At 67.2% G+C, this 21,920-nt stretch carries 20 protein-coding genes; 12 read left to right on the plus strand and 8 right to left on the minus strand.

Going from position 1 to position 21,920, the window contains the following annotated elements:
• Positions 1 to 68: 68 nt before the first annotated feature.
• From CUJ89_RS14620 to CUJ89_RS14630, 3 genes are all read right to left on the minus strand, one after another.
• Positions 69 to 1,265 (minus strand): phosphoglycerate kinase, encoded by a 1,197-nt coding sequence (locus CUJ89_RS14620; RefSeq protein ID WP_114177939.1) that lies wholly within the window; start codon positions 1,263 to 1,265, stop codon positions 69 to 71.
• Between the two features lie 280 nt (positions 1,266 to 1,545).
• Entirely contained in the window at positions 1,546 to 1,869 is a 324-nt protein-coding gene (locus tag CUJ89_RS14625; protein ID WP_059523415.1) for an AzlD domain-containing protein, read from the minus strand.
• A complete protein-coding gene (locus CUJ89_RS14630) occupies positions 1,866 to 2,621 on the minus strand; it encodes an AzlC family ABC transporter permease (protein WP_114177940.1) in 756 nt (251 codons plus the stop codon). The genes CUJ89_RS14625 and CUJ89_RS14630 overlap by 4 nt, the downstream gene beginning before the upstream one ends.
• 194 nt (positions 2,622 to 2,815) lie before the next feature.
• Between CUJ89_RS14630 and CUJ89_RS14635 the strand changes: the two genes are divergently transcribed.
• The 6 genes from CUJ89_RS14635 (at position 2,816) to CUJ89_RS14660 (ending at position 7,373) form a co-directional block, all read left to right on the plus strand.
• Positions 2,816 to 3,739, plus strand: a complete 924-nt coding sequence (locus CUJ89_RS14635; protein WP_114177941.1) for a branched-chain amino acid transaminase — start codon at positions 2,816 to 2,818, stop codon at positions 3,737 to 3,739.
• 50 nt (positions 3,740 to 3,789) lie between these two features.
• A complete protein-coding gene (locus tag CUJ89_RS14640; RefSeq protein WP_006749970.1) occupies positions 3,790 to 3,984 on the plus strand; it encodes a zinc-finger domain-containing protein in 195 nt (64 codons plus the stop codon).
• Between the two features lie 140 nt (positions 3,985 to 4,124).
• Positions 4,125 to 5,162: a lipopolysaccharide heptosyltransferase II gene (waaF, locus tag CUJ89_RS14645; protein ID WP_114177942.1), complete on the plus strand. Its 1,038-nt coding sequence runs from the start codon at positions 4,125 to 4,127 to the stop codon at positions 5,160 to 5,162.
• A 115-nt stretch (positions 5,163 to 5,277) separates the two neighbouring features.
• Positions 5,278 to 5,724 carry a nuclear transport factor 2 family protein gene (locus CUJ89_RS14650; RefSeq protein ID WP_034178922.1) on the plus strand — a complete coding sequence of 149 codons (447 nt, stop codon included), beginning with the start codon at positions 5,278 to 5,280 and terminating at the stop codon, positions 5,722 to 5,724.
• Positions 5,725 to 5,755: 31 nt separating this feature from the next.
• Positions 5,756 to 6,793: a hydrolase gene (locus CUJ89_RS14655; RefSeq protein ID WP_114177943.1), complete on the plus strand. Its 1,038-nt coding sequence runs from the start codon at positions 5,756 to 5,758 to the stop codon at positions 6,791 to 6,793.
• Entirely contained in the window at positions 6,786 to 7,373 is a 588-nt protein-coding gene (locus tag CUJ89_RS14660; protein ID WP_114177944.1) for a DUF2946 family protein, read from the plus strand. Before CUJ89_RS14655 ends, CUJ89_RS14660 begins: the two co-directional genes overlap by 8 nt.
• Positions 7,374 to 7,412: 39 nt before the next feature.
• Here CUJ89_RS14660 and CUJ89_RS14665 read toward each other — a convergent pair whose 3' ends face one another.
• Complete coding sequence (locus CUJ89_RS14665) at positions 7,413 to 9,107, minus strand: M48 family metalloprotease (protein ID WP_114177945.1); 1,695 nt, start codon at positions 9,105 to 9,107, stop codon at positions 7,413 to 7,415.
• A 178-nt stretch (positions 9,108 to 9,285) separates the two neighbouring features.
• On the opposite strand from CUJ89_RS14665, the gene moaC reads away from it, so the two are divergent.
• The 6 genes from moaC to CUJ89_RS14695 all read left to right on the plus strand — a co-directional run bounded on the left by moaC (position 9,286) and on the right by CUJ89_RS14695 (position 17,530).
• Positions 9,286 to 9,774 carry a cyclic pyranopterin monophosphate synthase MoaC gene (gene moaC / locus CUJ89_RS14670; protein WP_114177946.1) on the plus strand — a complete coding sequence of 163 codons (489 nt, stop codon included), beginning with the start codon at positions 9,286 to 9,288 and terminating at the stop codon, positions 9,772 to 9,774.
• A 114-nt stretch (positions 9,775 to 9,888) separates the two neighbouring features.
• Positions 9,889 to 12,576 carry a type VI secretion system Vgr family protein gene (locus CUJ89_RS14675; protein ID WP_114177947.1) on the plus strand — a complete coding sequence of 896 codons (2,688 nt, stop codon included), beginning with the start codon at positions 9,889 to 9,891 and terminating at the stop codon, positions 12,574 to 12,576.
• Complete coding sequence (locus CUJ89_RS14680; protein WP_114177948.1) at positions 12,569 to 13,489, plus strand: hypothetical protein; 921 nt, start codon at positions 12,569 to 12,571, stop codon at positions 13,487 to 13,489. Before CUJ89_RS14675 ends, CUJ89_RS14680 begins: the two co-directional genes overlap by 8 nt.
• Positions 13,490 to 13,565: 76 nt before the next feature.
• Entirely contained in the window at positions 13,566 to 14,726 is a 1,161-nt protein-coding gene (locus tag CUJ89_RS14685; protein WP_114178622.1) for a WD40/YVTN/BNR-like repeat-containing protein, read from the plus strand.
• Between the two features lie 340 nt (positions 14,727 to 15,066).
• Positions 15,067 to 16,227, plus strand: coding sequence for a WD40/YVTN/BNR-like repeat-containing protein (locus CUJ89_RS14690; RefSeq protein WP_114178623.1), 1,161 nt, complete (start codon positions 15,067 to 15,069; stop codon positions 16,225 to 16,227).
• Positions 16,228 to 16,324: 97 nt separating this feature from the next.
• Positions 16,325 to 17,530: a hypothetical protein gene (locus CUJ89_RS14695; RefSeq protein ID WP_114177949.1), complete on the plus strand. Its 1,206-nt coding sequence runs from the start codon at positions 16,325 to 16,327 to the stop codon at positions 17,528 to 17,530.
• 96 nt (positions 17,531 to 17,626) lie between these two features.
• On the opposite strand, the gene CUJ89_RS14700 is transcribed toward CUJ89_RS14695, so the two are convergent.
• The 4 genes from CUJ89_RS14700 to CUJ89_RS14720 form a co-directional block, all read right to left on the minus strand.
• Positions 17,627 to 17,977, minus strand: a complete 351-nt coding sequence (locus CUJ89_RS14700; protein WP_065499274.1) for a TonB family protein — start codon at positions 17,975 to 17,977, stop codon at positions 17,627 to 17,629.
• 452 nt (positions 17,978 to 18,429) lie between these two features.
• Positions 18,430 to 20,208 carry a PglL family O-oligosaccharyltransferase gene (locus tag CUJ89_RS14710; RefSeq protein ID WP_114177950.1) on the minus strand — a complete coding sequence of 593 codons (1,779 nt, stop codon included), beginning with the start codon at positions 20,206 to 20,208 and terminating at the stop codon, positions 18,430 to 18,432.
• Between the two features lie 153 nt (positions 20,209 to 20,361).
• Positions 20,362 to 20,958, minus strand: a complete 597-nt coding sequence (locus CUJ89_RS14715; protein ID WP_114177951.1) for a pilin — start codon at positions 20,956 to 20,958, stop codon at positions 20,362 to 20,364.
• Positions 20,959 to 21,061: 103 nt separating this feature from the next.
• A complete protein-coding gene (locus CUJ89_RS14720; protein ID WP_114178624.1) occupies positions 21,062 to 21,766 on the minus strand; it encodes a TerC family protein in 705 nt (234 codons plus the stop codon).
• Positions 21,767 to 21,920: the final 154 nt, after the last annotated feature.

The following is a 21,920-nucleotide window of genomic DNA, read 5'->3' on the forward strand; positions in this document are numbered from 1 at the left end:
CGCGCCGGCCGGCTGCTCCGCTTTCGCGGAGCGCGCGGCCTTCGTCACCCCTGCGCGCGCCGCCACGCTCAGGCCGCCCGCGTTTCGAGCACTTCCACCGCCGGCAGCTTCTTCCCCTCGAGGAACTCGAGGAAGGCGCCGCCGCCCGTCGAGATGTAGCTGACCTGGTCGTGAATGCCGTACTTCGCGATGGCCGCAAGCGTGTCGCCGCCGCCCGCGATCGAGAACGCGGACGATTTGGCGATCGCTTCGGCGAGCGTCTTGGTGCCATTGCCGAACTGGTCGAACTCGAACACGCCGACCGGGCCGTTCCACACGATCGTGCCGGCCTTCTCGAGCTGGCTCGCGAGCGCCTTGGCCGTGTCCGGGCCGATGTCGAGGATCATGTCGTCCGCTTCGATGTCAGCGACCTGCTTCACCGTGGCCGCGGCCGTCGGCGAGAATTCCTTGGCCGTCACGACATCGGTCGGGATCGGCACCGACGCGCCGCGCTTGCGTGCGTCGTCGATGATCGCCTTCGCGTCGCCGACGAGGTCGGTTTCCGCGAGCGACTTGCCGATCGGCAGGCCGGCCGCGAGCATGAACGTGTTCGCGATGCCGCCACCGACGATCAGCTGGTCGACCTTCTCGGCCAGCGACTTCAGGATCGTCAGCTTGGTCGACACCTTCGAGCCCGCGACGATTGCCACCAGCGGGCGTGCCGGGTTGCCGAGCGCCTTGCCGAGCGCGTCGAGTTCGGCGGCGAGCAGCGGGCCCGCGCACGCGACCGGCGCGTACTTCGCGATCCCGTGCGTGGTCGCTTCCGCGCGGTGCGCGGTGCCGAACGCGTCGTTCACGTACACGTCGCAGAGCTTCGCCATCTTTTGCGCGAGCTCGTCCGAATTCTTCTTCTCGCCCTTGTTCACGCGGCAGTTCTCGAGCAGCACGACCTGGCCCGGCGCGACGATCACGCCGTTCTCGACCCAGTTCGAGACGAGCGGCACGTCGCGGCCGAGCAACTCGGCGAGGCGCTTCGCGACCGGCGCGAGCGAGTCTTCCGGCTTGAATTCGCCTTCGGTCGGGCGGCCGAGGTGCGACGTGACCATCACGGCCGCGCCGGCGTCGAGCGCGGCCTGGATGGCCGGCACGGACGCGCGCACGCGCGTGTCCTCGGTGATGTTGCCCCGATCGTCCTGCGGGACGTTCAGGTCGGCGCGGATGAACACCCGCTTGCCGGCGAGCTGGCCGGCGGCGATCAGGTCGGTAAGACGCTTGACTTGGCTCATGTTGAACAGATTGAAGTAGTGGATGGGGAAAGGGGATTCACGCTGGATGTGCGCGGGCTGCCGCGAAAGGGCGCCGGATGCGGCCGTGGCTGGCGGTTCGCATGACGCGCACGGGTAAAAAATCTCGAACGGGCATTCTAGCCGATCCACCCGGCAGACTGACCCGTGCGGCGGCGAATTCCGCCTATTTGGGATCGCGCGCGGAAACGGTCACATTTCTGCAGCGCAGCAATTCACCCACGCAAGCGGCAGGCGCTCGGCGGGCCGGAACGGCGGCCCATCAGAAGATCAGACGCAGCGCGGTGAACACGAGCATCCCGACGACGATCGTGCCGAGCATGCTGCGCCGCCACAAAAACCAGCCGAGGCCGGCGAGCGCCGCGTAGAACGGATGGTTGGACAGCGCGAACGACAGACCGGCCGGCGTTTCGAGCACGTCGGGCAGCACGACGGCGACAAGCGCGGCCGCCGGCGCGTAGCGCAGCGCGCGCTGCGCGCGTTCGGGCAGCACGGTACGCTCGCCGCCGATCAGGAACAGCGCGCGCGTGACGGCCGTGACGATCGTCATCCCGATGATGACGATCCAGATCTCCGTCGCGCTCATTCGATCTCCTTTTCCTGCACGGTTTCGGTGCGAATGCGCCGCCAGTCGGCCCGTTCGACGAAGAAATCGGCCATGCTGCCGGCCGCGAGCGCAGCGAGCACCGCGATCGGCAGCGCGAGCCGGTACGGCAGGTCGAACGCGACGAGCGACACGATGCCCGCGACCGCGACCGCCGCGAGCGTCGAGCGGTTCGCGACCGCCGACACCATGATCGGGATCAGCGCGAGCGTGCCGGCCAGCTCGAGGCCCCAGCTCGCGGGAAAGAAGCTCGCGAGCAGGATGCCGGCGAGCGACGACACCTGCCACGACACCCAGCTCGCGAGCGCCATCCCCCAGAAATACGCCTCCTTGCCCGGCACCTGGCCGTTCGCGAAGCCCTGTTTCTGGAACAGCAGGTAGATTACGTCGCCGTTGAAATAGCCGATCGCGAGACGCCGCCACAGCGGCAGGTAGGAAAAATGGGGAGCAAGCCCGGCGCTGAAGATCACGAAGCGCATGTTGACCATCGCGGCCGTGAGCAGCACGGTCCAGATCGGCAGCTTCGCGGCGAGGAGCGGCAGCACTGCGAGTTGCGACGAGCCCGCGTAGACGAGCAGCGACATCGCGCTCGCCTGCCCGAGCGTCATGACCGACTTGCTCATCGCAATGCCGGTGACGAGCCCCCAGGACAGAATCGCCATCAGTGTCGGGGAATAGTCGCGCGCGCCCTGGATCAGCGCGAAGCGGTCGGTGGCGGACAATCGAGCGAGCATGGGAAAGCGGGCCGCAGCGGGCGGTTCGTCGGGACGCCGGCGCCTCCTGCCGGCACGACCCGTCATTATTGGAATCGGTGCCGGACGATTATAGCGCCGGCCCCGCGCCGACCGACCGGATCGTCGCCAAATGACGCTAAAATGAGCGTCTTTCAGGCTCAACGCTGCACACAACCGCATCCCAGGAGAATCCTATGTCAATGGCCGACCGCGACGGCAAGATCTGGATGGACGGCAAGCTGATCGACTGGCGCGACGCCAAGATCCACGTCCTGACCCACACGCTGCACTACGGCATGGGCGTCTTCGAGGGCGTGCGCGCGTACAAGGCGGCTGACGGCAGCACCGCGATCTTCCGCCTGCGCGAGCACACGAAACGTCTGCTGAATTCGGCAAAGATCTTCCAGATGGACGTGCCGTTCGACCAGGAAACGCTCGAAGCCGCGCAACTCGAAGTCGTGCGCGAGAACAAGCTCGAGTCGGGCTACCTGCGCCCGATCATCTGGGTCGGCTCGGAAAAGCTCGGCGTGTCGGCGAAGGGCAACACGATCCACGTCGCGATCGCCGCGTGGCCGTGGGGCGCGTACCTCGGCGAGGACGGCCTCGCGAAGGGCATCCGCGTGAAGACGTCATCGTTCACGCGCCACCACGTGAACGTGTCGATGGTGCGCGCGAAGGCGTCGGGCTGGTACGTGAACTCGATCCTGGCGAACCAGGAAGCGACGGCCGACGGCTACGACGAAGCGCTACTGCTCGACGTCGACGGCTACGTGTCGGAAGGCTCCGGCGAGAACTTCTTCCTCGTGAACAACGGCAAGCTGTACACGCCCGACCTGGCGTCGTGCCTCGACGGCATCACGCGCGACACGATCATCACGCTCGCCAAGGATGCCGGCATCGAGGTGATCGAGAAGCGCATCACGCGCGACGAGGTCTACACGGCCGACGAAGCGTTCTTCACCGGCACGGCCGCCGAAGTCACGCCGATCCGCGAGCTCGACAACCGCACGATCGGCAGCGGCGCGCGCGGCCCCGTCACGGAAAAGCTGCAGTCGGCGTTTTTCGATATCGTGTCGGGCAAGAACCCGAAGTACGCGCACTGGCTGACGAAGGTCTGAGCGCGCCGCGCCACCGACCGCCCCACAAAAGAGTGATAAGAGAAAGTCTCATGAGTGAAATCAAGGAAATGCCGCTGGTCGAGCTGACGGCCAAGGATCTTCCCGCCTACTGCCCGAACCCGGCCATGGCGCGCTGGAGCGCTCACCCGCGCGTCTTCATCGACGTCTCGCACGGCGAAGCGCGCTGCCCGTACTGCGGCACGCGCTACAAGCTGCGCGACGGCGAGGTCGTCAAGGGCCACTGAACCCGGGCGGCCGGGCCCGCGGGCCCGCCGACTCGCGAGGCGGCGCAGCCGGATGCCCGGCGCGCCGCCCTTCTCCATTCTGGCAACCCGAACGCGGCGCCCGCGCGCCGTGCTTCATTACGACATCGGAAGTCGACCTGATGCGTCGAGCGCTGGTTATCGCACCGAATTGGATCGGTGACGCATTGATGGCGCAGCCGCTTTTTGCGCTGCTGAAGAAACTCCATCCCCGCATCGCGATCGATGCCGTCGCGCCCTCGTGGGTCGCGCCCGTGCTCGAGCGGATGCCCGAGATCCACGATGTCTACGCGACCGATCTCGCGCATGGCAAGCTGCAGCCGCTGCGCCGCTGGCAGCTCGCGAGCGACCTGCGCGACGTCGGCTACGACGCGGCGTACGTGCTGCCGAATTCGCTGAAGTCCGCGGTGATCCCGTGGCTCGCGAACATCCCGCTGCGGATCGGCTACACGGGCGAGCACCGCTACGGGCTGCTGAACGTGCGGCACGCGAACCCCGACAAGTCGGGCGAGCGCCCGCCGATGACAACCCACTACGCGGCGCTCGCATATGCGCCGGGCGCGAAGCTGCCCGAGTCGATGAAGACGCTGCCCGCACCGCGCCTCGACGCCGACCTGAACGAGACGGCGCGCGTGTCCGCGCGTTTCAATCTCGATACGCGCAAGCCGCTCGTCGTGTTCTGCCCCGGCGCAGAATACGGCCCGGCCAAGCGCTGGCCGCCCGAGCACTTCGCGTCGCTCGCGACGATCGTGCACCAGTCGTTCCCGTATACGCAGATCGTCGCGCTCGGCTCGCAGAAGGACGCCGCGGCCGCGCAGGCGATCGCCGACCACGCGCCGAACGTGCGCAACCTGTGCGGGCAGACGTCGCTCTCCGAGGCGTGCGCGCTGATCGCGCGCGCGAACGCGGTCGTCACCAACGATTCGGGGCTGATGCACGTCGCCGCCGCACTGCGCCGGCCGCTCGTCGCGCTGTACGGCTCGACGGATCCGCGCCACACCCCTCCGCTGTCGGACCTGGCAAAGGTACAATGGCTGCATCTCGAATGCAGTCCCTGCTTCGAACGCGAGTGCCCGCTCGGCCACCTGAAATGCCTGCGCGAACTCGGTCCCGAGCAGGTATTCGGCGATTTGCGCGGCATGCTCGTCGGGCAGCGCTGACCCTGGCCGGCAGCGTCGCCCGGCGCGCCGGGCAATCCGATTCACCGGTGTGCGGCGGCTCCATCCGGGCCGCCGCGCTGAATACGGCGCGCGACGCGCGCGAGAGATAAACCCGATGCCACGTTTTGCCCGCCTCTTCGAAGCCGCAGCCGATACGCTCAACGCTTACTACCAGGCCGTCGCCGATGCCAATCTCGACGCGCTGCTGGCGTTGTGGATCGACGAGGATTTCGCCAGCTGCGTGTGGGCGGACGGCGAGCATCTGCACGGCCTCGACCAGATCCGCAGCGGGCTCGCCAATCGCCTCGCGACGCGCCCCGTGACGATCGAACCGCTCGATATCCGCGTTTACGACAGCCTCGGCACGGTCGTCTACACGATCGCCGAAGCGCATCAGCAGGCCGACCTGACGGCCGAACCCGACATGGTTTTCGCGACGTACGTGATGATCCACGAACGCGGCGAATGGCGCATCGCGCACATCCACGCGAGCCCGATTCCCGAACAGGCGGCCGGGCAGTTCGCCGCCAAGATCCGCCATGGGCAGGGCCCGCTGCACTGACGAATCGACGAAGAAATGAAGTGGGGCGATCATGAGTACGGCTTCTCCGCCCACCTCGCCGCTGGCCGGGGCCCACGCCCCTGACGACGACGCATTGCGCTATCGCGCACCACGCTGGCTGCCGAACAGCCATGCGCAAACCATCGTGCCCGCGCTGTTCGCGCGGCGTCCGGTCGTCGCGTACCGACGAGAGCGATGGGAAACCCCCGACCACGATTTCATCGACCTCGACTGGGTCGCCCACCTCGACAGTGCCGCGCCGCGGCCCGACGCGCCGCTGTTCGTGCTGTTCCACGGCCTCGAAGGCAGCTCCGGCTCGCACTATGCGCTCGCGATGATGGCCGCCGCGCGCGCGAAGGGCTGGCACGCCGTCGTGCCGCACTTCCGCAGTTGCAGCGGCGAGATCAACCGCCGGCCGCGCTTCTACCATCTCGCCGACAGCGCCGAGGTCGACTGGATCCTGCGCCGGCTCGCCGCGCAGCACCGAGGGCCGCTGGTCGCGGCCGGCGTGTCGCTCGGCGGCAATGTGCTGCTGCGCTGGCTCGGCGAGCATCGCAGCGACACGTCGATCCTGCGGGCGGCCGCCGCGATCTCGACGCCGATCGACGTGCACGCGGGCGGCCTCGCGCTGTCGCAGGGGTTCGCGATGATCTACACGCGCAGCTTCCTGAAGACGCTCAAGCGCAAGGCGCTCGCGAAGCTCGACCAGTACCCGGGGCTGTTCGACCGCGACGCGATGCTGCAGGCCGTGACGATGCGCGATTTCGACGAGGTCGTGACCGCGCCGCTGCACGGTTTCGCGGACGCGGACGACTACTGGACGAAGGCGACGACGCGGCCGCTGCTGCCCGCGATCGACGTGCCGACGCTGATCCTCAACGCCCGCAACGACCCGTTCCTGCCCGAATCGGCGCTGCCGGGCCCGGCCGACGTATCGCCGGCCGTCGAGCTCGACCAGCCCGCGGACGGCGGCCATGCGGGCTTCATGACCGGGCCGTTCCCCGGCCGCCTCGACTGGCTGTCGGCGCGGGTGTTCGGCTATTGCTCGAAATTCGTCGACCATGGATGACATCGTCAGACAAGCGCTCGCCAAATGGCCGGACGTGCCGCACTGCACGGGCTGGCTGCTGCTCGACCGGCGCGGCGAATGGCGGCTGCGCGACGACGCGGCGCAAGCGGCCGGCGAGCTCGGCTCGCCGGTCCGGCATGCGGCGCTGAACGCGTTCATCGGCCGCAACTACGAATGCGACGCGCAGGGCCAGTGGTTCTTCCAGAACGGGCCGCAGCGCGTGTACGTCGAGCTCGCCTATACGCCGTGGGTCGTCCGGCTCGCCGAGCACGACGGACAGCTCACGCTCACCGACCAGACGGGCGCACCGTTCGAACCGGGTGAAGCATGGCTCGACGATGGGGGCGGCGTGCTGTTTCGCGATACCGGCACGCCGCCGCGCGTCGCGGCGCTGCACGATCACGACCTCGGGCTGTTCGCCGATCACGCGGATTTCGACGCCGCGCCGCCCGTGCTGCGCTGGCGCGACGGCCGCACGCTGCCGCTCGGCAACATCGTCTGCGCCGACGTGCCCGCGCGGTTCGGCTATGTCGCGAGCCCGGCGCGACACGCACGCGACGCGGCCGACGGCGGCAACTGACCCGCAGTCGCCCCACCCGCGTTCGCCGCGCGACGGCCGCTACCCGCGGCCGTTCTTCTCGTCCTCGCGCTCTTCCTTGTAGCGCGCCTCGAATTCCAGCAGCCGCGCGCCGATGATCGATTGCTCATAGAACGACACTTCCTTCGCGTCGCGCGCTTCCTTCAGCTGGCGGATCGCCGACGGCCAAGCGCCGTCGAGCGCGAGTTTCTCCGCGAGCGCGCGGCGCCGCGCGAGCACGTCGCCCTTGCCGTCGCTCGCCTTCGCGAGGTAGTCCCACCAGTCCGGCTGCTCGGGATCGGCCTTCGCCTGCGCGCGTGCGAGCGCCTGCGCCTCGGCGAAGCGGCGCGCGGCGATCAGCGCCTGCAGGTGCGCGACGATCGCCGCGTGCGACGCCGGCCAGCGCCGCTGAGCGAGCGCCGCGAGCCGCACCGCGTCGTCGGTCCGGCCCGCGCGGCGCGCGATGTCGGCGGCCAGCACGTCGAGGCTCGGCGAACTCGTCACCGGATCGTCCTCGCGCCGCTCGCGCGCATCGAACGCGGCGCGTGCCGACGCGAGCGCCTTGCCGGCCGCGTCGTATTCGCCGAGCAGCAGGTTCGCGAGCGCGATGCCGTACCCGTTCGCCGCGACGTTCGGCGCCGTGCGATCGTCGATCTCGAGCTGCATCCGGCGCGCTTCGGCCGCGATATCGGTCGGCGCACGGTTCTGCAGGATACGCAGCCGCGCGCGCACGAACCCGTATTCGGCCGACTGGCGCGGCTGCCGGTACGGCGCGCGGCGCGCGCGATCTTCCATATCCGCGATCCGCTCGCCGGTCAGCGGGTGCGTGCGCGCATAGGCCGGCACGCCCGCATCGCCCATCGATGCGCGATCGAGCCGTTCGAAGAAGCCCGGCATCCCGTACGGATCGTAGCCCGCGCCCGCGAGCAGCTGGAAGCCGACGCGATCGGCCTCGCGCTCGGCCGAACGCGAGAAGCGCAGCTGGTTGTCGACCGCGTAGGCCTGCCCGCCCACCGCGATCGCGCTGCCGAGATCGCCGCTTCTCGCCAGCACGCCGGCCAGCACGCCGAGCAGCATCGTCGCGAGCGCCGTGTAGCCGGTCTTCTCGCTCGCGCCGATCATCCGCGCGATATGCCGCTGCAGGACGTGCCCCATCTCGTGGCCGACCACCGATGCGAGCTCCGACTCCGTCTGCGTCGTGACGACGAGCCCGCTGTTGATCCCGATGAAGCCGCCCGGCATCGAGAACGCGTTGATCTGCGGATCGCGCACCGGGAACAGGTCGAAGTCCGGTGTGTAGCCGCCGATGTAGCGCGCGGCGGCCGCGGCCGCGAGCCGCGCCGCCATCGCGTTCAGGTAGTCGCGCACGAGCCAGTCGTCGAGATAGTCGGGGTCGCGCCGCACTTCGCGCATCACGCGCTCGCCGAGCCGGCGCTCGGCCCGCGGCGTCAGTGAACCGCCGGAGCCGTCGCCGAGGTCGGGCAGCTCGAGGGCGCGGAGCGGCGCGCGCAGGCTCGCGGCCGGCGCCGACGCGCCATCCGCGCCCGAAAACCGGCTCTCCGCGCCGCCGTACGTGCCGAAAACGCCGGTCGCGATGCCGGATGGCACGGTGGAAATCGACGGGGAGCCGCCGGTCGCCGGCTCGAGCGGCGGCGCGGACACGCTCTGCGCATGGCCGCTCGGCGGCAACGCGAGCGCCGCCGACAGCGACACCGCAAGCAACTGTTTGACACGCATGGCAGGATGAAAACGACACCGCCCCGCGCGCCGGGCGCGCATCGCGGCGTTTGGTCTGAATATTCCGGTCATTGTACCGGCGCCGCCGCGACTGTCTCGTGCCGCGCATGCCGCATCTGCGCCCCCGGCGACGCGAACGCCGCTGCTATGATAGGCGCCCGTTGAGACGGAGCATGACATGTCAGGACTCACCCATTTCGATGCCGCCGGCCATGCGCATATGGTCGACGTCGGCGGCAAGCAGGAAACACAACGCATCGCGATCGCGCGCGGCACGATCCGGATGCTGCCGGCAACGTTCGCGCTGATCCGCGACGGCAAGGCAAAGAAAGGCGACGTGCTCGGCGTCGCGCGCATCGCGGCAATCCAGGGCGCAAAGCGTACGGCCGACCTCATTCCGCTGTGTCATCCGCTCGCGCTGACACGTGTGGCCGTCGACTTCGAACTCGACGACGCGCTGCCGGGCGTCCACTGCGTCGTGCAGGTCGAGACGTTCGGGCGAACCGGCGTCGAGATGGAAGCGCTGACCGCCGTGCAGGTCGGGCTGCTGACCGTCTACGACATGTGCAAGGCGGTCGATCGCGGGATGGTGATTACCGATGTGAGCGTGCGGGAGAAGCGCGGCGGGAAGTCGGGAGACTGGAAGGCGGAGGAGACAGCCGGCTGAGCGGCCGGGACGCCGCCAGCAGGTAAATTCGGGATAAAGCCAGTTATCTCATACAATTACCGGATTCCGCACGGGAGAGCGTGCGAACCAGCACAAAAAGAGCGAGCACTGGTGATGAATTCGCAAGAGTTAAGAAGCGCACTGCTGGCCGGGCCGATTCAGGACGAGCGACTTGTCAAACTGGATACGCCGCTCGGTTCCGATGTCCTGCTGCCCCATCGCATCAAGGGGCGATCCCGGCTCGGGCATCATTTCGAGTTCACCGTTGACGCCGTTTCGGTGTCCGACGACATCGAACTCAAGAAGCTGATCGCGCAACCGGTCACGCTGCGGATCCAGCAGGCCGACAAATCGTACGCGCCCCACCACGGGTATGTGCACTCGGCACGCCGACTCGGGTCGGACAGCGGCGTCACGCACTACCAGATCGCCTTCGCGTCGTTCCTGCACTTCCTGAAGTTCCGCCGCGACCAGCGCATCTGGCAGGACAAATCTGCCGACGACATCATCGCCGACGTACTGAACCAGCACCCGCAGGCCAAGGGCAACTTCGTCTTCCGGCTCTATCAGCCGCTGCCCGCTCGTTCGTTCTGCATGCAGTACGAGGACGACTGGAATTTCGTGCACCGCCTGATGGAATCGGAAGGCCTGTACGGCTTCTGGGAGCAGGCGGACGACGGCAAGTCGCACAAACTCGTCGTCGTCGACCGGATCGACGCGCTACCCGCGCTGTCGCCACAAACCGTCCGCTTTCATCACGCCGGCGCAAACGACGAAGCCGATTCGCTCGTCCAGTTCTCCGGCACGCGCACGCTGCGAAGCGTCGCACGCACGACACGCACGTTCGACTACAAGCAGCCGCCCACCGCGTCGAATCCGAAGGCAATCCATACGCCGACGATCGCGAACCAGGGCGACCTGCCGCAGCAACTCGAAGTCTACGAATACACGGGCGCCTATACCTACCCCGAACAGTCTCGCGGCGACCATCTGTCGAAGATCTGGATGGAGGAGCAGGAGTCGCACGCGAAGCGCTTTCATGGCATCGGCGGCGTGCGCCGCATGGACGCGGGACGCACCTTCGAACTGGCCGAACACCCCGCGCACGACAAGGACGATGCCGGCCAGCGCGAATTCGCCGTGATCGAGACGGCGTGGATCATCGCGAACAATCTGCCCGTCGCCGATCCGCAGGCCGGGTTCCCGCACAGCCTGCAGGCTGAAATCGGCGACCTCGCGCAGTCGAGCGGCGCGGACCTGTCGCGTGTTTCCCATCCGGACGGCAGCGAGGGATTCTTCCAGATCAGCATCGAAGCACAACGCACGACGGTGCCGTTCCGCAGCCCGCTCGAGCACGCCAAGCCGCCGATGCACCTGCAATCGGCGATCGTCGTCGCGCCGCAGGGCGAGGAAGTCCATACCGACGAACTCAACCGGATCAAGGTCCGCTTCCACTGGGATCGCCTCAACGACGGCGACGAGAAGGCGTCGTGCTGGCTGCGTGCCGCCGCATCGGATTCGGGCAACGGCTATGGCGCCGTTCACCCCCACCGCAGCGGCGAGGAAGTGCTGGTCGATTTTCTCGGCGGCGACTGCGATCGCCCGCTCGTCGTCGGGAAGCTGTACAACGGCGCGACGAGCCCGCAATGGCACAGCAACGGCATCCTGTCCGGATACCGGTCGAAGGAATACGCGGGCGCCGGCTACAACCAGCTGGTGCTCGACGACGCGACAGCGCAGAACCGCGTGCACCTGTACAGCAGCCAGGCCAACGCGCATCTGCACCTCGGCTACCTGATCGACCACACGGGCAACAACCGCGGCAGCTATCTCGGCAGCGGTTTCGACCTGCGATCCGACGCCTTCGGCGCGGTTCGCGCGAACCGCGGGCTCTACGTCACCACGCATCCGAAACAGCCGGCCAGCCAGCCGCTCGACGTCCAGGAGACGCAACAGCAGCTCGTCAGGGCGGAAGGCCTGATGGAAGCGATGTCGGATGTCAGCACCCAGCATCAGGGCGAGTCGCTCGATCCCGGTCATGCGGCATTGAAGCAGTTCAGCGATGCGACGCAGAACAGCGTGACCGGCAGCGCGTCGGGCGGGCGAACCGGCGGCGGCGGAACCGGCAGCGCCAATGCGTTCAAGGAACCCGTGATGCTGTTCGGCAGCCCGGCCGGCATCGGGTTGTCGACGCAGCAATCCGTGCAGTTCGCCGCGGACCAGCACGTCAACCTCGTCAGCGGACAGAGCACCCATGTCGCCGCCGGGAAATCGCTGATCGCGAGCGTCATCGACCGGATCAGCCTGTTCGCGCAGAACGCGGGCATGAAGCTGTTCGCCGGCAAGGGCAAGGTGGAAATCCAGGCACACGCGGACAACATCGAGTTGACCGCGCAGAAGGCGCTGAAGCTGATGGCGGTCACCGAGTCGATCGAAGGCGCCGCGGCGAAGGAAATCCTGCTGACGTCCGGCGGCGCGTACATCCGCATCGCGGACGGCAACATTGAGGTGCACGCGCCCGGCAAGATCGACATCAAGGGTGCGCAGCACGCGTTCAGCGGGCCCACGCACCTGTCGCAAACGATGCCGACGCTGCCGAACTCGAGCGGCAACTACGATCAGGCGTTCATCGCGCACTGGGCCGGCACCGACATTCCGGTCGCGAACACGCGGTACCAGATGTTCTCGAACGGCAAGCTGCTCTCGGAAGGCGTCACCAATGCGGCAGGTGAGACGGGGCTCACGCAGAGCCACGTACCGCATGACGTCGTCGTCAAGTTTCTAGGGAAATCGAATGGCTGACGGACAACAGGACAACAACGTGCTCGGCAGCGGCTCGGGGATGCTGACGCCGACGGGGTACAAGGATCGGCCGAAGGTTGAGATCAACATCTGCGACAAGCATGTGACGCCGGCGGCGGATTCCGTCATCGGCCACTGCACCTACTATTACCAGCCGCTGCACGGCGAGTATATGGAGACGGTCGAAAAGGTCAGCAAAGCGAGTATCTGGGAGACGGTCAAGGCGTTTGCGACGTCGTGGGATCCATGGAAAGACCAGAAAGTCGCCCAGCGACTACTGCATCGGCGGGAGGATCTGATCAAACCGGACAGCAGTGATTCCGACTGGTCCCGTCACGGCAATTTCATGATGCGTCATATCGGGTGCGGGCATAAGCCGCCGGGATACTACGTCAGCTACGGCTATTACTACTGCTCGAACTACGGCGCAAAACTCGCGCCGCGGCTGACCGACACGGGCAAGGCCTGGCTGGCAAGCGCGCGCTGGTTTCTCCAGCACTACATGGAACAGGGGTTGCAGCAAAACATGCGCGGCGACGCCATTTCCATCCGAGGCAAGAAGCCGAACAGCGGCACCTGCGCGATGACAATTCCGCAGTACTCACTGGAACTGGACGACTACACGTTCAAGACGTTCGCGTTCAAGACCCACCCGCTCGCGTACCTCGACGGCGGCCTCGCCGGACTCGGGCCGCTCGATATGGTCAAGATCCTGGGCGAGCCCAATACCCAGGAATGGGGTGATGTCAGAACGCTGTATCAGGCGTACGACAGCGGCGTCGGTGTCGGCAAGCAATATTTCGACAATACGGTGGATTACGCGAAGGCCGCAGGCAACGCAGCAAGCAACGCCGTCAACGAACACGTCGTTGACCCGGTTGCGCAGGCACTCGAAAAATTGATGTCGAAATGAAATGACCAGAAAACTCCTGAAGCTGTCGCTCGGTGCGACAGCGTTGCTCATTGTTCTGATCGTCGGATACACCTATATGTCGAATGACTGGCAAGTCGTTTCCAATAACTTCATGAAGAACAGCAAGCCCTACGGCGGCGGTGACTTCGTGATAACGGGAAATGAAGCAATCACGCTGAAGATCAGCGATCCCGAGATCACCTTCAAGCCGTACGCGGAATGGAAGGACAAGGAAAAGGCCGAGCCGGCCGAAGCCTGGATGAATGACAGCCGCGAAACGCTGAACAGGACGTCGGTCGAATTCTGGCGCGGCCCCGTCAACGGCGACATGACGCGCCATTTCAAGCAGCAGGGCCAGAATGCCGCGTGGTGGCACGCCAAGGACTGGGCCGTCGAATTCGTCAGCACCGGCTGGATGGACTACAAGTCGCCGCAGCCCGCCGACGGGTTGACGCCGCAAGTGACCAAGCTCTGGAAGTCGTCCAACGGCGGACGGGACTGGGTCCAACTCGCGTGGCCCGAGGACCGGAACATCGGTCGCCTGCTGTTCCTCGATCCTCAGCGCGGCTATGCGATCGGCTGGGGCCCGCACGTATGGCGCACGTCCGATGGCGGTCAATCGTGGCAGGAGGTCGTGCTGCCGCCTGACGCTCGCGATACCGGTAAGCCGCGACGCCAGTTCGACGGCGTCGACCTCGGTCCCGACGGCGTGCTGCGCGTGGCGTACCACGTCGCACAGACCGAACACATACCGGCGGGAAGCGTGGTCTACCGGCTCGGCTGGGAACAGCACGAGTTCATCGCCGATGTCGTTCTGCCCGGGCAGGTCGTCGTCGGCCTGTCGTCCACGCCTGGACCGTCGAATCGCTATGCGCTTTACGCGCTCTCGCGTCTCGGCGAACCGCGCAATCTCGACAACGCCGCAGACAACGGACATCGCATCGGCGCGATTTCAACCTGGACGAGCAACGGCGCCGAGCACGTCGAGCAACTGCATACGTTCGGCGACCAACTGATGCTCGACGGGATGAGTGTCGGCCGGGGCGGGCTGCTGCTCGTGTATGCGACCAATCCCAACCCCAACGGCGCACCGATCGATCTCACGTTCATCAGCAGCGACGCAGGAAAAACCTGGAACCAGTCCAGGGACAAGGCGACCCAGGGTGGATATTTCGACGCGAAAACGAATACGCTGTATTCGCTCGTCGCCTATACGCTCAAGAAGCGGCAGTTCTGATCATCTCCCGATGCGATTGCCGCGGAGGCCCGCACCGCTGTTTTCACCCCGGCCCCGCGGCATTCGACCGATCTCGCAAACCCGCCCGATCATGCGGGCAACCCGCAGCCGCCTCGAAGAAACCGTCGCTCCGGACACGCTTCGCACGGCGGATCCGATCCCGCATCGCTTCGCGCCGCGCATCGAAAACACCCCGCCGCGACGGCAAAGACCTGCTCGTCCCGGATCGAACACGTACCGGATCGACCGCCCGCCAAGTGACATGCAAAAACACGCGCACCAAAAATGGATTGCCGGAGGCCTCGTTGCCCTGGCCCTTGCAACCTGCGGGTACGTCAATCTGACGACGGGATGGGAAACGGTTTCGACAAGCTTCATGCCGGGCGGCGGCAACTTCCGCATCAAGGGCAATGAGGCGATGAGCGTGACGCTTGCCATGCCCGAAGTGACGTTCAAGCCTGCATCCGAATCGAAGGATCCGCAGCGGGCCGAGCCGGCGGAAACATGGATGAACGACACGAGCGAGTTGCTGAATCGCATGACGATCAATTTCTACCGGGGAACCCTGGACGGCGGCATGCAGCACCACTTCCAGCAACCCGGCCAGAATTCGGCATGGTGGTACTCGAAAGACTGGGGCACGCAATTCATCAGTACTTTGTGGATCGACTACAAGTCCCCGGACACGCCGGACGGTTTCGCGCCGCGCGTCACCAAGTTGTGGAAGTCGAGCAACGGCGGGCAAACGTGGGGGCAACTCACGTGGCCCGAGAACCGGAACATCGACCGCCTGCTGTTTCTCGATCCGCAGCGTGGCTACGCAGTCGGCGGGGGGCCGCACGTATGGCGGACCTCGGATGGCGGAAATACGTGGCAAGCAATCGAGATCCCCGTCTCTGCACGGGACGCCGACAAGCCATACAAGAACTTCAAGGCAGTCAATCTTGGTCCGGAAGGTGTCCTGCGCGTTGCCTACTATGTCGAGCAGACCGCCGGTGCGCCAGCCCGCAGCGTCGTCGACCGGCTCGCCTGGGAGCAGCACGCATTCGTGACGGATACTGCGCTGCCGGGCCAGGTCGTCACCGCGCTCGACACCACGCCGGGACCGGCATCACGCTATTCGCTATACACGCTGTCGCGCCTCGACAAGCCGCAGAACGGCGAGGTTCGCGACAATGGCCGCCGCACGGGCGCCATTTCCACGTGGACGAGCGATCATCCCGAGTCGGTGCAGCAACTGCGCACGTTCGACGAAAAGCTCAGACTCGACAGCCTGAGCGTCGGTCGCGACGGTCTCCTGCTCGTCTATGCAACCGACCCGAACACGGGGAGCGACGGCCGCGGCGGCGGCGCACCGATCGACCTGACGTTCAGCAGCACCGACTCCGGCAAGTCGTGGGATCAAACGACCGACAAGACCGCACAAGGCGGCTACTTCGACGCGCAGACCAACACGTTGTACTGGCTGCACGCATTCACATTGATGAAGCGGACGTTCTGACCACGCACCGACCTGCCTGCACGCGAAACCGAACCTCCCGGTTCACCCCGTCCGGCTAGAATGCGCAGGCCTCACGCCCCGAACAAAGCAGAGCCCGATGATGAAAACGCTGAAACGCGCAGCACTGGCGCTCCTTGTTATATCCGCCACGCCCACCGCCGCCTTCGCCGCAAACACCTGCCCCGCCGCCGACACCGCGGCGCGCATCGCGCTCGACGCACAGCACCACATACAGCAGGTCCGCAATCCACAAGGCGACGGCGCCGGCAGCGTCGATATCTCGCCGCCGCTGCGCGACGCGCTTCGTGCGTACAAGCAGGCGCTCGTCGGCGCGATCGACGCGCGGCTCGCGTGCAGCGACGAACATGTCGACCCGGCCACGCTGAAACGCACGCTCGCGGCCGCTCTCGGCGTGCCGGCACAGTCGGTGCAACCGAAAAACGGCGAATCGGCGTTCGGCCGCAATCCGGACGTCGATGTCGAACGCAGCGGCACGTCCCGCCCGCTCCTCTTCGTGCGCGCCGGCTTCGACATCGCGTGCGGCGACGACAACCTGCTCACCGCCTACGCATGGGAGAACGGTAGCTGGCGGCGCGTGCTGCGCTGGCAGGCCGACGACTACAAGGACATCGGCGGCGCCTACGGCGGCGGCTTCTGGTTCTCGGCGCTGCCCGGCGGGCAGGTCGCGGTCGTCCACGGCACGCCGTGGTGCTCGTCGCGCTGGAGCCGGTTCGCCGCGGATGTGGTCGCGCCGGCAAATGGCTCGGCCGCGCAACGCACGCTGTTTCATACGGAACACGGCTACGTGATCGATGACGACGCGATCCGGTTCAAGGTCCGCCCCGACGGCTTCGAGCTGCGCACGACGGTCGGCTCGCTCGACAGCGACGTGATGACGCGGCCGGGCATCTTCCGCTACCGCGTCGACGGCGACACCGTGCAACGCGTACAGCCCGTGGCGCTCAACGGCCGCGATTTCGTCGACGAGTGGCTGAAGGCGGACGATGCGCCTGCGCGCGAATGGAGCGAGCCCGCCGCCGCAGCAGCCGCGCTGAAAGCCCGCCAGGCGTTCAACGCGGCAAGCAAGGCGCCCGATACCGGGTTCGCGTACGGCCCCGTGCGCGGATGCGCGGACAGCAAGGATCGCTTTCAGGTCGAACTGGATTTGACGGGCAAGAGCGGGGAAACCGTCGCGCGGCACTATGTGCTGATTCGCCAGGAGCGCAACGGGTTCACGATGCTCGGGCTGCGCAATGCAGCCGAGCCTGCCTGCCGCGGCGCGAACCTGATGCCGCAGCACTGAACATCGAGCGCGCGCGCCGCAACGGCCGCGCGTATCGACTTTCGACCGCGACGCGCAACGGTGCGGCAAGCCGCACGCAAGGCGCGCCGCCGCGCATCACTCGCCGCGTCGCGGCTCGAACACGAACGGCTGCGTCAGCAAGAACGGATTCGCGGTCGCGCCCGTCTGCACGCAGGTCGCGTGCGTCATCGCTTCGACGGCCGCGCGATCCGCCGCCGCATTGCGGCTGCTCGTCGTCACGGTAACGTTCTGCGCTTCGCCGGACGTCGTCATCAGCGCGCGCACGAGCACGGTCGCCGGGCGCGTAAGCGGCTTCGCGGTGTCCGGATAGACGGCGCGCGGAATGTGGCAGGTCAGCTTGCTTTCCTGCGACGACGACAGCATCGCGCAGCCGGAAAACAGCATCGCGACGGCGGGCAGGATCAGGTAGGTCGAGCGAATAGCCATGGTCGAATATCGTTCTTCAGCACTGTTCTGGACGAACGCGCCGCACACCGGGAGACTTCGCCCGGCTGCATCGCGAGCGGCGCACCGCGCCGCGGCCATCGGACCGGCGCCCCGTTACGGCCGCACGGCCGATCGATGCTCGGCCGCGATCCTGCTGGGCGGGTTTCCCGGATAGCCGGGGTGTTGCCTGTGTTCACGCCAGCCCCGCGCCCCACGCGGGTCGGCACGCAAGCGCTTTCGCGCATTGTGCACGCGCCACCCGGTCAGCGGCGGCGATTTGACAATGGTTGACGCGAATCGCCGCGCAATCGGCCGGAATCCACGCAATCCACGAGGTAATCGATACCTGGCCGGATTCGCGCGGTTCGCGCCGGGCCGTTCCGCCCGACACCTGCCCTTGCTTCATCGCGACGCGGCAAACACCGGGATTCCCCGTCCCGGCACTGCGCGCGTCAATCCGAATCGTCGTCGTCCGAATCGTCGGCCGCATCGGCCGGCACTTCGCCGTACTTCGCGACGACGGCCGCCTTGAACGCCTTCAGCGCCGGCTGCTGGTCGCACAGCTTGTACAGCAAGGCCAGCTGTTGCGGCCAGTCCTTCAACTCCTTCGCAAACACATGCAGGCGCGCGACGGTATCGAGCGCGTCGGCTTCGCGGCCCGCCAGCGCCTGCAGCGCCGCATAGCGGCGCAGCACCGTCTCGCCGGGCAGCAGCGCGATCGCGCGTTCATGCGCGGCGAGCTTGGTCGGCAAGTCTTCCGGCGAAATCGTGAGCAGCGTGGCCACGCCGTAATCGCCCCATGCGCCGAACAGCAGCGACGGCGCATCGCGGTACTGCGCGGCCGGGTCGTTGCCGTAATACAGCACCTCCGCGCGCTGGTAGTCGCGCAGCACGGGCACCGCCGCCAGCACGCCGCCGAACGACAGCACCGCGAACAACCCGAATGCCGCACGTCCCGGCAGGATGCGCAGCGGCTTCACGTCGAGCAGCCCGATCACGAACATCGCCGGCAGCAGGAAGAACATGTACTGCTGCGGATACTCGACCAGCGCATGCATCAGCAGGATGCCGATCAGCGCGAAGCCGAACACGCGCATGCTCGACTGCGGCGCGCGCAGCGCACGCACGAACCACATCACGAGCGTGACGGCGAGCAGGCCGAGGCCGACGAGACCGGACTTCGCGAGCAGGTCGATGAAGATGTCGTGCGAGTTGTTCGCGATCTCGACACCGCCGAGCGTGCGCACGAGCGCAAACTGGTGCGACGGGAATTCGCCCCAGCCGACGCCGAGCAGCGGATACTCGCGGAACATCGCGAGCCCGTACTTCCACAGCGCGAGACGCGGCGCGATCTGCCCCGCGTCGCGCATCCGGTCGGCCGCCGATTCCGCCAGACCCAGGTGATAGTGCACGTTGGCCCAGCGCACCGCGACGTTCACCGCAATGAACGCGGCCGCGAGCACGACCGGCATCAGCCACGCGCGCACATTGCCCGGCGTGCGGCGCGATTCGAGCCGCGCCATCCAGAAGCCCGCGACGACCATCACCGCGACCTGCAGCCACGGCCCGCGCGACACCGTCAGCGCGAGGCCGACCGACAGCACGATCGACAGCACGAGCCATGCCCATACCGCGAGCCGGCGCGTCTGCACGAGATACAGCGCGCCCGCGAGCGCGAATGCGATGTAGGTCGCCAGGTGGTTCGCCTGCGCCATGTTGCCGTACGGGCGTCGATCGACCGCGACGTTGTACATCACGACGAACGGCGACACGGCCGACTCGAGGTGGAACAACTGCACGATCTGGGTTCCGACCGCGAACACGCCACCGACGAGCAGCGCACCCGCCATCATCTGCGACACGGCTTCGGCAAACCCGCCGCGCGCGAGCGCATAACCGGCCTGCATCGCGACCAGCGCGGCGGCGAGATAGCCGACCGCCAGCCAGTTCATCGACGGCACCTTGAGCGGGATCAGCGCGACCTGCGCGATGAGCACCACGGCGAACCCGAGCGGCACGACGAACGCGGCCGGTGCGGCAAACGGCTCGGCCGTGCGGCCCGTCCGCGCGAGCAGCACGACCGACAGCCCCACGAGCAGATACAGCACCAGCGCGGAAAACTCGGAATAAAAGGTCGGGATCGGATACGTGTGATTCGTGATCGCGTACGGCACGATCAGGGCGACAGCCAGCGCAACGAGCGACAACGAACGGGAAAAAGTAGAAGGCATGAGCAAACCGGATGTCAGCAACCGGCGCACTATACAAAACTTTCCCCCCTCTGTGCGGGGCGGTCGCGCCACGACCCGATGCGGTGCGACCGCTCCGGCCGGCCGAAGCGACGGCCGGCACGCCGTGCGCGCCGCCCGCCTCCTCCGCCGGCGCTACGCGCGGCACTCGGCCGGCGCATATTTCGCAGGCAGCGTCGCGGCGGCGCCCGGCACCGGCCCGGCCCCTGGCGCCGGCAGCGACGACGCACCCTTGCCGGCGGCAAAGCACTCCCACGCGATCGCGCCGGCTTGCATCGCGCCCTTTTTGAGCGGCACACGCGCGGTGGGCGTATCGGCCTTGTCGGGCGCGGACGGCACGAGCACCAGCGTATTCGAGCCAGCCGCGGCGACGCGGGTGGAGAACGCGACCGTGATCTGGCCGGTCTCGCCGTCGATGGTCACGGATTCGACATTGCGGGTCGCAGCCGGCGGACTGTAGCCGCCGTCGAGGCTCGTGCCACTTGCCGCGTTGTCGGCGACCGCGAGCCGCGCGGACGACGCGAGCGCGAGCCCCTCGCCGACGCGTGAACGCGCGAGGTAATCCTGGTACGCGGGAATCGCATAGGCCGCGACGACGCCGACGATCGCCAGCACGATCATCAGCTCGATCAACGTGAAGCCGGCCGGCCGCCAGCGCGGCGAAGGCCGGTTCGCGCGCCGCAGATCGGCGGCAACGCGACGGAACAGGGAAACGGAAAAGGCTTCGAACATGGCAGGCTCCGGAAACGAAAAACGCCTGCCGATGAAGGCAGGCGTCTCGATCGTAGCCAGCGGGCCGCGAATCCGGCAGTCGGCCGGACGGCCAACGTCAACGTCAGTGCGCGCCCGGTGCGCTGCGGCGCCTCCTGAGCGCGTAGCCGGCTGCCACGACGAACAATGCGCCCGCCATGCTCGCGCCGTAGATCGCGGACGGCGTATCGAGCACCGGCCAGCGGTCGCCGACCGGGTCTTGCACGATCAGCCCGCCCGCGATCCAGCCGAGCAGCGCGGCGCCGAGCGTCACGACGATGGGAAAGCGGTCGAGCAGTTTCAGCACCAGCGTGCTGCCCCACACGATGATCGGCACGCTGACGACGAGACCGAAGATCACGAGCGCGATCCGGTGCGACGGGTCGGCCTGCTCGGCCGCGCCGGCGATCGCGATCACGTTGTCGAGGCTCATCACCGCATCGGCGATCACGATCGTCTTCACGGCGTCCCACAGCCGGTCGGCCGGCTTTACGTGGTCGTGCGCGTCGGCGGCCGGCGCCATCAGCTTGATGCCGATCCACAGCAGCAGCAGCCCGCCGCCGATCTTCAGGAACGGCACGTCGAGCAGCGCGACCGCGAACGTGATCAGCGCGACGCGCAGCAGGATCGCGCCCGCGGTGCCCCAGACGACGCCGCGCAGCCGCTGGTTCGCCGGCAGGTTGCGGCACGCGAGCGCGATCACGACCGCGTTGTCGCCACCGAGCAGGATGTCGATGATAACGATCTGGAGAACGGCGCCCCAGTGCAGCGACGTCAGGAATTCGAGCATGGCGGTGACGGGCAGGACAGCGGCCGCCCGGCGGGCGGCCCGGTTCATCGACGGCACATGCGCGACGCATGCCCGGTGCTTACGAATTCATTGCGCGAGCATAACAAAAAACGCCGGCAAAGCCGGCGTTTTCTGCAGGACAAACCCAGGCGGA

The organism is Burkholderia pyrrocinia (genome assembly GCF_003330765.1).
Taxonomy (GTDB): Bacteria; Pseudomonadota; Gammaproteobacteria; order Burkholderiales; family Burkholderiaceae; genus Burkholderia; species Burkholderia pyrrocinia_B.

What these genes read in the sequence shown, in the direction of transcription:
- CUJ89_RS14675 (WP_114177947.1), top strand. Translation starts at nt 9,889, where the DNA reads ATGAATTCGCAAGAGTTAAGAAGCGCACTGCTGGCCGGGCCGATTCAG.
- CUJ89_RS14635 (WP_114177941.1), top strand. Translation starts at nt 2,816, where the DNA reads ATGTCAATGGCCGACCGCGACGGCAAGATCTGGATGGACGGCAAGCTG.
- CUJ89_RS14630 (WP_114177940.1), bottom strand. Translation starts at nt 2,621, where the DNA reads ATGCTCGCTCGATTGTCCGCCACCGACCGCTTCGCGCTGATCCAGGGC.
- CUJ89_RS14685 (WP_114178622.1), top strand. Translation starts at nt 13,566, where the DNA reads ATGTCGAATGACTGGCAAGTCGTTTCCAATAACTTCATGAAGAACAGC.
- CUJ89_RS14715 (WP_114177951.1), bottom strand. Translation starts at nt 20,958, where the DNA reads ATGTTCGAAGCCTTTTCCGTTTCCCTGTTCCGTCGCGTTGCCGCCGAT.
- CUJ89_RS14680 (WP_114177948.1), top strand. Translation starts at nt 12,569, where the DNA reads ATGGCTGACGGACAACAGGACAACAACGTGCTCGGCAGCGGCTCGGGG.
- CUJ89_RS14700 (WP_065499274.1), bottom strand. Translation starts at nt 17,977, where the DNA reads ATGGCTATTCGCTCGACCTACCTGATCCTGCCCGCCGTCGCGATGCTG.
- waaF (WP_114177942.1), top strand. Translation starts at nt 4,125, where the DNA reads ATGCGTCGAGCGCTGGTTATCGCACCGAATTGGATCGGTGACGCATTG.
- CUJ89_RS14650 (WP_034178922.1), top strand. Translation starts at nt 5,278, where the DNA reads ATGCCACGTTTTGCCCGCCTCTTCGAAGCCGCAGCCGATACGCTCAAC.
- CUJ89_RS14655 (WP_114177943.1), top strand. Translation starts at nt 5,756, where the DNA reads ATGAGTACGGCTTCTCCGCCCACCTCGCCGCTGGCCGGGGCCCACGCC.
- moaC (WP_114177946.1), top strand. Translation starts at nt 9,286, where the DNA reads ATGTCAGGACTCACCCATTTCGATGCCGCCGGCCATGCGCATATGGTC.
- CUJ89_RS14640 (WP_006749970.1), top strand. Translation starts at nt 3,790, where the DNA reads ATGAGTGAAATCAAGGAAATGCCGCTGGTCGAGCTGACGGCCAAGGAT.
- CUJ89_RS14720 (WP_114178624.1), bottom strand. Translation starts at nt 21,766, where the DNA reads ATGCTCGAATTCCTGACGTCGCTGCACTGGGGCGCCGTTCTCCAGATC.
- CUJ89_RS14695 (WP_114177949.1), top strand. Translation starts at nt 16,325, where the DNA reads ATGATGAAAACGCTGAAACGCGCAGCACTGGCGCTCCTTGTTATATCC.
- CUJ89_RS14710 (WP_114177950.1), bottom strand. Translation starts at nt 20,208, where the DNA reads ATGCCTTCTACTTTTTCCCGTTCGTTGTCGCTCGTTGCGCTGGCTGTC.
- CUJ89_RS14660 (WP_114177944.1), top strand. Translation starts at nt 6,786, where the DNA reads ATGGATGACATCGTCAGACAAGCGCTCGCCAAATGGCCGGACGTGCCG.
- CUJ89_RS14620 (WP_114177939.1), bottom strand. Translation starts at nt 1,265, where the DNA reads ATGAGCCAAGTCAAGCGTCTTACCGACCTGATCGCCGCCGGCCAGCTC.
- CUJ89_RS14665 (WP_114177945.1), bottom strand. Translation starts at nt 9,107, where the DNA reads ATGCGTGTCAAACAGTTGCTTGCGGTGTCGCTGTCGGCGGCGCTCGCG.
- CUJ89_RS14625 (WP_059523415.1), bottom strand. Translation starts at nt 1,869, where the DNA reads ATGAGCGCGACGGAGATCTGGATCGTCATCATCGGGATGACGATCGTC.